The sequence below is a fragment of the Schaalia sp. genome (assembly GCF_050312375.1).
GTDB classification, from domain to species: Bacteria; Actinomycetota; Actinomycetes; order Actinomycetales; family Actinomycetaceae; genus Pauljensenia; species Pauljensenia hyovaginalis.
The window spans coordinates 1-9,991 of the sequence record NZ_JBNOYB010000045.1 but is presented as its reverse complement, the minus strand read 5'-3'; the positions used below and the strand labels follow the sequence as shown (position 1 = coordinate 9,991).

General features: G+C 67.7%; 11 protein-coding genes. 6 read left to right on the top strand and 5 right to left on the bottom strand.

The window, feature by feature from the left end:
- Positions 1-52: 52 nt before the first annotated feature.
- Together ACQY7V_RS03410 and ACQY7V_RS03405 are read right to left on the bottom strand one after the other, a co-directional pair.
- A complete protein-coding gene (locus ACQY7V_RS03410; protein WP_184452083.1) occupies positions 53-727 on the bottom strand; it encodes a response regulator transcription factor in 675 nt (224 codons plus the stop codon).
- A gap of 88 nt (positions 728-815) precedes the next feature.
- The gene (locus tag ACQY7V_RS03405) at positions 816-1,877 is read right to left on the bottom strand and encodes an adenylate/guanylate cyclase domain-containing protein (RefSeq protein ID WP_154478150.1); all 1,062 of its coding nucleotides are present in this window, start codon (positions 1,875-1,877) and stop codon (positions 816-818) included.
- Positions 1,878-2,024: 147 nt separating this feature from the next.
- Here ACQY7V_RS03405 and ACQY7V_RS03400 point away from each other — a divergent pair, with 147 nt between their 5' ends.
- Complete coding sequence (locus ACQY7V_RS03400; RefSeq protein ID WP_320836448.1) at positions 2,025-2,750, top strand: nucleoside triphosphate pyrophosphatase; 726 nt, start codon at positions 2,025-2,027, stop codon at positions 2,748-2,750.
- Between the two features lie 4 nt (positions 2,751-2,754).
- Complete coding sequence (dapD, locus tag ACQY7V_RS03395; RefSeq protein WP_154478146.1) at positions 2,755-3,738, top strand: 2,3,4,5-tetrahydropyridine-2,6-dicarboxylate N-succinyltransferase; 984 nt, start codon at positions 2,755-2,757, stop codon at positions 3,736-3,738.
- Positions 3,739-3,866: 128 nt separating this feature from the next.
- On the opposite strand, the gene ACQY7V_RS03390 is transcribed toward dapD, so the two are convergent.
- The 3 genes from ACQY7V_RS03390 to fdxA form a co-directional block, all read right to left on the bottom strand.
- Complete coding sequence (locus tag ACQY7V_RS03390; RefSeq protein ID WP_235361681.1) at positions 3,867-5,201, bottom strand: citrate synthase; 1,335 nt, start codon at positions 5,199-5,201, stop codon at positions 3,867-3,869.
- A gap of 140 nt (positions 5,202-5,341) precedes the next feature.
- Positions 5,342-6,475: a succinyldiaminopimelate transaminase gene (gene dapC / locus ACQY7V_RS03385; RefSeq protein WP_320836447.1), complete on the bottom strand. Its 1,134-nt coding sequence runs from the start codon at positions 6,473-6,475 to the stop codon at positions 5,342-5,344.
- A 3-nt stretch (positions 6,476-6,478) separates the two neighbouring features.
- On the bottom strand, positions 6,479-6,820 hold the full coding sequence (gene fdxA, locus ACQY7V_RS03380) for a ferredoxin (protein ID WP_154478140.1): 342 nt from the start codon (positions 6,818-6,820) through the stop codon (positions 6,479-6,481).
- Positions 6,821-6,871: 51 nt separating this feature from the next.
- Here fdxA and ACQY7V_RS03375 point away from each other — a divergent pair, with 51 nt between their 5' ends.
- The 4 genes from ACQY7V_RS03375 (at position 6,872) to ACQY7V_RS03360 (ending at position 9,965) form a co-directional block, all read left to right on the top strand.
- Complete coding sequence (locus ACQY7V_RS03375) at positions 6,872-7,201, top strand: 2-hydroxymuconic semialdehyde dehydrogenase (RefSeq protein WP_320836446.1); 330 nt, start codon at positions 6,872-6,874, stop codon at positions 7,199-7,201.
- A gap of 65 nt (positions 7,202-7,266) precedes the next feature.
- The gene (locus tag ACQY7V_RS03370) at positions 7,267-8,094 is read left to right on the top strand and encodes a sensor histidine kinase (RefSeq protein ID WP_428638915.1); all 828 of its coding nucleotides are present in this window, start codon (positions 7,267-7,269) and stop codon (positions 8,092-8,094) included.
- Entirely contained in the window at positions 8,087-8,794 is a 708-nt protein-coding gene (locus ACQY7V_RS03365) for a response regulator transcription factor (protein WP_235361678.1), read from the top strand. The genes ACQY7V_RS03370 and ACQY7V_RS03365 overlap by 8 nt, the downstream gene beginning before the upstream one ends.
- A 121-nt stretch (positions 8,795-8,915) precedes the next feature.
- Positions 8,916-9,965 (top strand): ABC transporter substrate-binding protein, encoded by a 1,050-nt coding sequence (locus ACQY7V_RS03360; protein WP_428638913.1) that lies wholly within the window; start codon positions 8,916-8,918, stop codon positions 9,963-9,965.
- Positions 9,966-9,991 lie beyond the last annotated feature (26 nt).

The window sequence follows — 9,991 nt, the reverse complement described above, 5'->3', positions numbered from 1 at the left end:
GTGTGCCGTGGTATGGCTCGCCCCGCGGGCAGCGCGGGTCCTTCATGCGGGGCTATCGGATCTCGAATCTGAAACCCATGCCCCGAACGGTCGTGATGTAGCGCGGGCTGGCGGCGTCGTCGCCGAGCTTGCGGCGCAGCCACGACACGTGCATGTCCAGGGTCTTCGTCGATCCGGTCGGATCCGAGCCCCAGACTTCGCGCATGAGGGCGTCGCGTTCGACGACGGTCCCCGCTTCACGGACGAGCACGCGCAGCAGTTCGAATTCCTTCGCGGTGAGCTGGAGTTCCGCATCACCGGCGAAGGCCCGGTGCGCATTGACGTCGACGCGGACGTCCTGAGCGAGCAGGTCGCCCTCGGAGTTCTCCGCACCCGTCCGGCGCAGGAGGGCGCGGACCCGGGCGAGGAGCTCGGCGAGCCGGAAGGGCTTCGTCACGTAGTCGTCGGCGCCGGTGTCGAGGCCGACGACCATGTCGACTTCGTCCGTGCGCGCCGTGAGGATGAGGATCGGGACGGTTTTGCCCGAGGCGCGGATCTCGCGGGCGACGTCGAGGCCGTCGATATCGGGGAGTCCGAGGTCGAGGACGACGAGATCGACGCCGTCAACCTCGGCGAGGGCGCCGCGGCCGGTCCCGTGGGCGCGCACCTCGTACCCTTCTCGACCCAATGCGCGGGCGAGCGGTTCGGAGATCGCGGGATCATCTTCGACAAGCAGGACGGTAGTCACGGGCTCATCATATCCTTTCCAAAGCAAGTCTTTCATCTTCCTTGACCCTTTCGGGTGCAGTGCGGCCCATTCCCCGTTGAATCGACCGTTATTCCCTCGCCGTGAGGAGGTAGGGCGACACCTGGCCGAAGCCGCGCAGTTCCGCCATCGGGAACTCCTCGAGACGGTAGCCCTCACCGCCTTTGCCGGCGGCGACGGCGGCCGCAGTCGCCGGATCGGTGAGGATCCTGCCGACCGGCGCGATGTCCACGAGGCGAGACGCGAGGTTCACGGTCGGACCGAAGACGTCGCCCGATCGGGAGAAGACGTCGCCGCGCACGAAGGAGGCGCGCACCGGCAGGATCCGATCATCGGCGTTCAGGCGCTCGATGAGCGAGGTGACCACTTGCAGGCCCGTGGCGAGGTCATCGGCGATGTACAGGACCGCATCGCCGATGGTCTTCACCACCCGACCGCCGGCTTCGGTGATCGCCTGGCGCGATTCATCTTCGAAGCGCTCGATGAGCTCGACGACCGCTCCCCCGAGGATCTCCGAGGAGGAGGTGTAGGACACCATGTCCACGAAGCCGAGCGAACGGTTCAAGGGGAATCGGTCCTTGGAGACCTGACGGCCCCGCTGCGAGACCTCCTTGTCCAGGCGGGCGAGCAGCGATTCCATTTGACGCCGCCACGAATGGACGAACATCTGCTCGAAGGCGCCGACCCGCTCGCGCATGTGGTCGAGCACGTAGATCCTGGCGGTCGTGTCATCGAGGTCGAAGCGCCGCACCGCGTCCTCGACCAGGGCCTCGAACTGCCACAGGCTCAAGCGATCGGCGAGGTGGGAGTTGGCGCGGAGCAGCGAACGGCTCGTCGCCAGATCGATCGCCCCGGAATCGACGAGCTCGTTCCACGAGCGGTACACCTCGAGATCGCGCTCGGTGAAGGTGGGGGCGTCCGGATCCGGTCGCCTGAATCCCATCGACGACCAGTAATCGGCCACGCGCTCCAGGGTGGTTCCGGTCCGTTCGGCGAGGTCTCGCGCGCTGATGACGACCGGTCCGCCGAGCAGGCGCGGCAGGTACGCCGAGATGGTGCCGTAGTCGCGGGACTCGTCATCGGGGGCGCCTGCGCGGCGGGACGATGAGCCCCGGGTCGTGTCGACGCCCATCTGCCCTCCCTCAGCATCCTCAGCTTGAACGGCCCGGTCTGATCGCGAAAGCCGCCGCACATCATTCTAGTAGCGCACATCACGTTTGACACGCTGAACGCACGGCCTCATCTCACGACGAGCGGCCCGAGGGGAGACAATACGCCTATGCGCCTTCTTCTCGCCTCCAAGTCGCCCGCGCGCCTGACGACCCTCCTCAGCGCCGGCATCACCCCCATCGTCCGCGTCGCGGGCGTCGACGAGCCCCGCGTCCTGCGCGAGCTCGAGGAGGCCCGGGGCGCGCTCCCCTCCCCCGCGGCCCAGGTGAGCGCCCTCGCGACTGCGAAGCGCGACGCGATCACCGCCGAACTCGCCCGCCCCGATTCCCTCATCGACGAGGACGGGGCCGACGAGCTCCTCATCATCGGCTGCGACTCCATGCTCGAAATCGGCGGCCGCATGCTCGGCAAGCCCCGCACTCCCGAAGTCGCGCGCGCCAGGATCCGTCAGATGCGTTCAACCCGCGCGACGCTGTGGACCGGCCACGCGCTCACGCGCATGGTGATCAGCGCGTCCGGCGACTCCTACACGAGGATCGGGGCCGTGGAGCGCTCGGCCTCCACGCGCGTCCTCTTCTCCGACATGAGCGATGAGGAGATCGACGCCTACGTCGAGTCGGGAGAGCCGCTGCGCGTCGCGGGCTCCTTCACGATCGACGGACTCGGCGGCCCCTTCATCGCAGGAGTCGAGGGCGACCATCATTCGGTCGTCGGGATCTCGCTGCCCCTCCTTCGAGAAATGGCCCGCGATCTGGGAGTCTTCTGGCCCGATCTGTGGGATTGGCGCCGAGGGGCGGACCCGGCGAGTGCACTTTCACCAAGCAACGTAAAGTAATCCTATGGATACGACCAAGGCATGGGGCATCGGCCTCGCAACAGTCACGAAGGACGGACGCACACTCGACGTCTGGTACCCGCGTCCCCACCTCGGCGAGATGAAGCCCGGTGACGATGCCGACCTGCTCGACACCCTCTCACGGATGCAGAAGCACGACGACGCCCGCGGCGTGCGCACCACCGTCGTCACCTGCAAGTCCGACCTCAACGACCAGCCGCACTCCACGGCCGGCACCTACCTGAGGCTCCACCTCCTCTCCCACCGCCTCGTCCAGCCCAACACGATCAACCTCGACGGCATCTTCTCGCGCCTCCCGAACGTCGTATGGACCGCCGAAGGCCCCTGCGCCGCCGAGGACTTCGAAGAGACGCGCCTGCGCCTGCGCGCCGCCCACGGCCACCCCGTCGCCGTCCTCGGCGTCGACAAGTTCCCGCCGATGGTCAACTACGTCGTCCCCTCCGGAGTCCGCATCGCCGACGGCGCGAAGGTCCGCCTCGGCGCCTACCTCGCCGAAGGCACGACCGTCATGCACGCCGCCTTCGTCAACTACAACGCCGGCACGCTGGGCCGCTCCATGGTCGAGGGCCGCATCTCCCAGGGCGTCGTCATCGGCGACGGATCCGACGTCGGCGGCGGCGCGTCCACGATGGGCACCCTGTCCGGCGGCGGACGCCAAAGGGTGCGCCTGGGCAAGCGATGCCTCCTCGGCGCGAACTCCGGCCTGGGCATCCCCCTCGGCGACGACTGCGTCGTCGAGGCCGGCCTCTACCTCACGGCGGGCGCCAAGGTCGCCGTCATGGAGGCGGGCGGCGTCGTCCCCGGCAACAACGGCCTCTTCGCAGAACCGCGGACCGTGCCCGCCCGGGAGCTCGCCGGAGCCTCGAACGTCCTCTTCCGGCGCAACTCCCAGTCCGGACGCATCGAAGCCCTCGCCCGGGGCGGCAAGGGGATCGAACTCAACCCCGAACTGCACGCGACGAACTGACAAGGCCACTCCGACGGCGTGAAAGGGCGGCTCACCCCGAAAAGGTGAGCCGCCCCTGCGCGTCCGCCCCCGCCGCCCCTTCCGATGAATGGCGGGGCCCGCCGAGCCCTCAGTCCTCGAGCGAGTCCTCAGTCCTCGAGGATGCGCACCGAACGACGGCGCAGCGGCACGTAGTCGCGCTCGACCTCGCCGATGTACACCTGCCGCGGACGGCCGATCTTCGTCTGCGGGTCCCGCGTCATCTCGACGTACTGCGCGATCCAGCCGGGAAGCCGCCCCAGGGCGAACAGCGGCGTGAACATCTTCGTCGGGAAGCCCATCGCCGAATAGATGAGCCCCGTGTAGAAGTCGACATTCGGGTAGAGGCGGCGCTCCTTGAAGTAGTCGTCGTTGAGGGCGATGTCCTCGAGCTCCATCGCGATGTCGAGCAGTTCATCGCGCTTGCCAAGACGGGACAGGACGTCGTGCGCCGTCTCCTTGACCAGCGCCGCGCGAGGATCGTAATTCTTGTACACGCGGTGGCCGAAGCCCATGAGGCGCACCCCCTCGGCCTTCGCCTTGACCTTGTCGACGAAGGACTGGACCGGCTCTCCGGTGTCGCGGATCTGGTGGAGCATCCGCAGAACGGCCTCGTTCGCGCCGCCGTGCAGCGGTCCGGCGAGCGCCCCCACCCCCGCCGCCACCGAGGCGTACAGATTCGCCTGCGAGGAGCCGACGAGGCGGACCGTCGAGGTCGAGCAGTTCTGCTCGTGATCGGCGTGGAGGATGAGGAGCATGTCGAGGGCGCGCACGAGCGCCGGATCGATGTCGTAGGCCTGATAGGGCATGCCGAAGGTCATCCGGATGAAATCCTCGGTGTACCCGCGCGCCGAATCCGGGTAGAGCAGCGGAAGCCCCGCCGCGCGCTTGGCGATGTAGGAGATCATCGTCGGCACCTTGGCGAGCAGGAGGACGAGCGCGATGTCGAGCTGTTCCTTGTCGCGCGGATCCAGCGTGTCCTCGTAATAGGTCGCCAGGCCCGCGATGCCCGCTTGGAGGATCGCCATCGGGTGCCCGCGGTGGGGGAAGGCGGTGAAGAAGGCCTTGAAGTCCTCGTGGAGCAAGCGGTGCCGCTGAATCGAACGGATGAAGGCCTCCAGGGTGGAGGCGTCCGGCAGCTCCCCGTAGATGAGCAGGTAGGCGACCTCGAGGAAGGATGAGTTCTTCGCGAGCTGCTCGATCGGATAGCCGCGATACCTCAGGATCCCGGCGTCGCCGTCGATGTAGGTGATCGAGGACTGACAGGAGGCCGTGTTCGTGAATCCCGGGTCGAGGGTGACGACGCCGCCCTCGGCGAGGAGGCGCGAAACGCCGAGGCCGTCATTGCCGACCGAGGCTCTGGTTCGGGGCAGGGTGATCGAAGCATCGCCGAGGCCGAGAACGCCGTCGGGAAGGACTTCTGGTGCGAGCACCTCATCGGTCATGGGAACTCCTTCACGTACGAGGGCGCCGGCGCCCTCTCTCAAGGGCGGCACGGCGATCGAAGCGATGCCACCCGGGACTAAAGTCTGTCTTCTATCTCACTCTATACAGACTGCCCGATCGACGCAGGAGAACGCCTCCTTCATCCGAAGAGCGGACCAGCGGCCTCGATCCGCTCCGCAGCGGAGGCGATCCGCTCATCACTCGCGGTCAGAGCCATGCGCACGCGCCCCTTCGCCGCCTCCCCGTAAAAATCGCCCGGGGCGACGAGGATCCCGAGCCCCGCGAAGACATCGACCAGCTCCCACGAATCCGAAACCCGCGGATGGGACAGCCACAGGTACAGGCCCGCCACCGAATTCTCGTCATTGCGCAGGCCAGCCGCTTCGATCGCGGTCAGGAGGCGCTCGCGCCGCCTCCGGTAGCGCTCCTTCTGCTCCGCAACGTGCGCGCCATCGACGAGGGCGAGGGCCATCGCGTGCTGCACGGGGGCGGGGACCATCAAGCCGGAGTGCTTGCGGACCTCGACGATCTGAGCGATGAGGGCGGGATCGCCGTAGGCGAGGGCCGCCCGATACCCCGCGAGATTCGACTGCTTCGACAGGGAGTACAAGACGATGAGGCCGCTCGGATCCGAATCGCACACGCGCGCATCGAGCAGGGAGGGGACTTCATCGGAGGCCTCCCCCTCCCAGCCGAGCGCCGCATAGCACTCGTCCGAGACGACGATCGCGCCCCGGGCGCGCGCCCACTCCCGGACCGCCCGGAGCTGCTCGAGAGTCAGCACCGAACCGTCCGGATTCCCCGGGCTGTTCACGAAGACGAGCCGCGCGTCCGGCCACGATCCGGGTTCGCGCGGGTCGACCGGGATCGGCGTCGCGCCGGCGAGTCGCGCGCCGATGTCATAGGTCGGGTAGGCGACCTCGGGAACGAGGACCGCATCCCCGGGGCCCAATCCCAGCAGCAGCGGAATCCAGGCGACCGCTTCCTTCGAACCGATCGTCGGGATCACCCCGGCGAGGCCGACATCGACCATGCGCCGCCCTCGTCCCCATTCCAGGATCGCCTCACGGACTTCAAGGGTCCCGATCACCTGCGGATAGGCGTGCGCATCGGAGGCCTCACCAAGCGCGTCGCGGATGAAGTCCGGAGTCGGATCCACCGGTGTCCCCACCGAAAGATCGCAGATCCCCTCCGGATGCGAGGCCGCGCGCTCCTTCGCGGGGACGAGCGCATTCCACGGGAACTCGGGCAGGGCGAGGGCGCGGGACGGCATGAGTCACTTCACGGAGTCGAGGTATTCCGCGTTCTGCGGCGGCAGCGCGGCGATCATCTCATCATCGAAGCCCTGAGGGCCCGTCTTCTGGGCGCCGCCGGGAGAGCCGAGGTCCTTGAAGAAGTCCGCATTCGCGCGGAAGTAGTCCGACCACTCGCCGGGCAGATCATCCTCGTAGAAGATCGCCTCGGTCGGGCAGACCGGCTCGCAGGCACCGCAGTCGACGCATTCCTCCGGGTGGATGTAGAGCGTGCGGGCCCCCTCGTAAATGCAATCGACGGGACACTCGTCGACGCAGGCGCGGTCCTTGACATCGACGCACGGCTGAGCGATGACGTAGGTCATTGCTTCTCCTCTCCACGGATGAACGCATAGTGCTTCCCCTATTATCGCCCCATGACCAGCGATGCCGACCAGACGAATCCGAGCGGTGCGACACACGGGGCAAGCATCCCCCGGGAGGGGGCCGCCTCACCGCAAGCGCCCGCACTCCCCTGGCTCGAATGGGCGCCCGGAGAACGGGTCGTCCTGCGCTATCGTCAGCCCGACGGCCTCCACGACGCCCTGGGAACCCTCGTCGAAACCGCGATCGACCACGTCGTCATCGACACCCGCCGGGGCCCCGTCCGCGTCGAGGCCTCCACGATGGTCACCGGGAAGAAAGTGCCGCCTCCCCCCATGCCGCCTTCGGGGCGCTCGGCATCCCCGGGCGGTACCACCGCATAAGGGGGGCGCTTTGCGCTAGCCTGAGCGCCTGCACATACACGACGACGTGGCGGAGGCGAAGGACGATGGGATGGCTGTGGGCTTGGACGCTCCTCGCGCTCATCCTCGTCGCCCTCGCCGGATACGCGTGGCGCACGCGCCGGGAACTCGACCGCGCGCGAGCGGAACTCGCGCGCCTGAGGCGCCTCCACGAAGAACGCATCCGGCGCCCCTCCGTCCTCTCGCACGAACTGCGCACTCCCCTCACCGTCGTGCGCGGCGCAGCCGAACTCCTCCTCGATGAAGCCGCGGGCCCCCTGAACCCGACGCAGAGGACCTTCGCCAAGACCATCGCGGAGAACTCCAACCAGGTCATCGACATGGCCTCCGACCTCCTCGCCGAAGCCAGCATCGAGTCCGAGCTCTTCAAGCTCCGCCTCGACCGGGTCGACATGCGCGCCGTCGTGCGCGAATGCGTCGTCGAGATGCGCCGCGTCCACTCCACGCCCATCCGCCTCGACAACCACGGCGCCCCCGTCTCCATGCGCGCCGACAAGCGGCTCATCAGCCAGGCGATCACCAACGTCATCAACAACGCGGCGCGGCACGCCGGGGAAGGCGTCTCGATCCGCGTGAGCCTGGCGGACTCCGACGAATGCGCTACGATTTCCGTCTCCGACGACGGCGCCGGAATGAGCGCCGAGGACCGCGAGCGCCTCTTCGTCCCCTTCGCGACCGGCGGCTCGCGGCGCCCCGGAACCGGACTCGGAATGATGGTCACCCAGAAGGTCGTGGACCTTCACGGCGGACGGGTCCTGGTCGACACGATCTCAACGAAAGGCACCACCGTCTATCTCGTCCTTCCCCGCGATCCGAATACCACCATGTTCAAGGAGGCTGAGACCCGTGGATGACGCGGCGCGCACCACCAACCCCAGGGCCCTCATCGTCGACGACGAACCCCAGATCCTCATGATCATGCGTTTCGCCCTCGAAACCGCCGGATTCGACATCGTCGAGGCCAACGACGGCGCGAAAGCGTGGAGCGCCTTCACCGCCACGACCTTCGACCTCGTCCTCCTCGACCTCATGATCCCCACCATCGGAGGCGTGAGCCTCGCGCAGCGCATCCGCGCCGTCTCCGACGTGCCCATCATGATGATCACCGCGCTGTCGGAGGAATCCGACAGGATCCGCGGTCTGGAAGCCGGAGCCGACGATTACATCACCAAGCCCTTCAGCCCGAAAGAGCTCTCGCTGCGCGCCAAAGCCCTCGTCCGTCGATGGCGGGGCCGGGAGAACGAGGTCCTCGTCAACGGCGACCTCCTCGTCGACACGCGCGAGAACCGCATCGAACTGGCCGGGCGCATTCTCGAGATGCCCGACACGGAGACGCGTTTCGTCATCGCCCTCGCCCGCCATCTCGGCCAACCCGTCTCCTACCGCACCCTCCTCAACGAGGTGTGGGCCACGCACGACGCGGCCGGAGCGAAAGACATGATCAAGATGACCGCCTACAGGGCGCGCCAAGGACTCGGCGAGCACGGACGCGCCTACATCCGCTCCGTGCGATCCGTGGGCTACACCATGCCCCGCCTCCGCGAAGAACGGTAACGAGGGCGTTACCCCTTGTTGCCGAGCCGCGACCACGCGCGCCCCGCGGTCCGCGACGATGGGGGCATGGCACGGGGTCAGAGTCGACCCAGCCGCGTGTCGATATTCAAAGGAGAATCCCATGACCAGGACCAGGACAGCCCTTCTCGCCTTCGCCGCCGCGAGCGGCCTCGCACTCACCGGCTGCGCAGTCGATCAGACCCAGTCCGGCACCGCCGAGGGCGCCGGCCCGCTCACCATCGCCTGCGGCGCGATGGAGGACCTCTGCCAGAAGTGGACCGAGACCTTCACCGCGGCCACCGGCATCGACGCCACCTACGTCCGCCTCTCCTCCGGTGAGACCGTCGCCCGCCTCGACTCCGCCAAGGACAACCCCGAATTCGACGTCTGGCACGGCGGCCCCGTCGACGGCTACGGCGCCGCAGCCGAGAAGGGCCTCATCGAGGCCTACGACTCCCCCAGCGCGGCGCCGATCCCCGACAAGTACAAGGACGCCGAGCACTACTGGACGGGCGTTTACGTCGGAGTCCTCGGATTCTGCTCCAATCAGACGGTCCTCGACGGTCTCGGCGTCAAGGTCCCGACCACCTGGGACGATCTCCTCAACCCCGCGCTCAAGGGACAGGTCTCGACCGCGCACCCCTCCACCTCCGGAACCGCCTTCACCACGCTGTGGACGCAGCGCACGCGCCTGGGGGGCGATGACGCGGCCTTCGAGTACATGTTGCAGCTCCACAACAACGTCCTCCAGTACACGAAGTCCGGCACGGCGCCCGGCCAGATCGCGGGCCGCGGCGAAGTGGGCGTCGGCCTCGTCTTCTCCCACGACTGCGTGAAATACCGCGAAGAGGGCATGAAGGACCTCGTCGTCTCCTTCCCCGAGGACGGAACCGGCTACGAGATCGGCGGCGTCGCCCTCATCGCCAACTCCAAGAACAAGGAGGCCGCGCAGAAGTACATCGATTGGGCCATCTCGCCCGACGCGCAGAACGTCGGCCAGACCGTCGGCTCCTATCAGGTCCTCACGCACCCCGACGCCAAGACCGACGAGCGCATGGTGAACCTCGATGACGTCAAACTCATCGACTACGACTTCGGGGCGGCCGCAGCCGCCAAGCCCGAGCTCACCGCTCGCTTCGACGAGGAGATCGCCGCGCAGCCCAAGGAGTGACCGAGCTCGGGCCCGGGCGCGACATA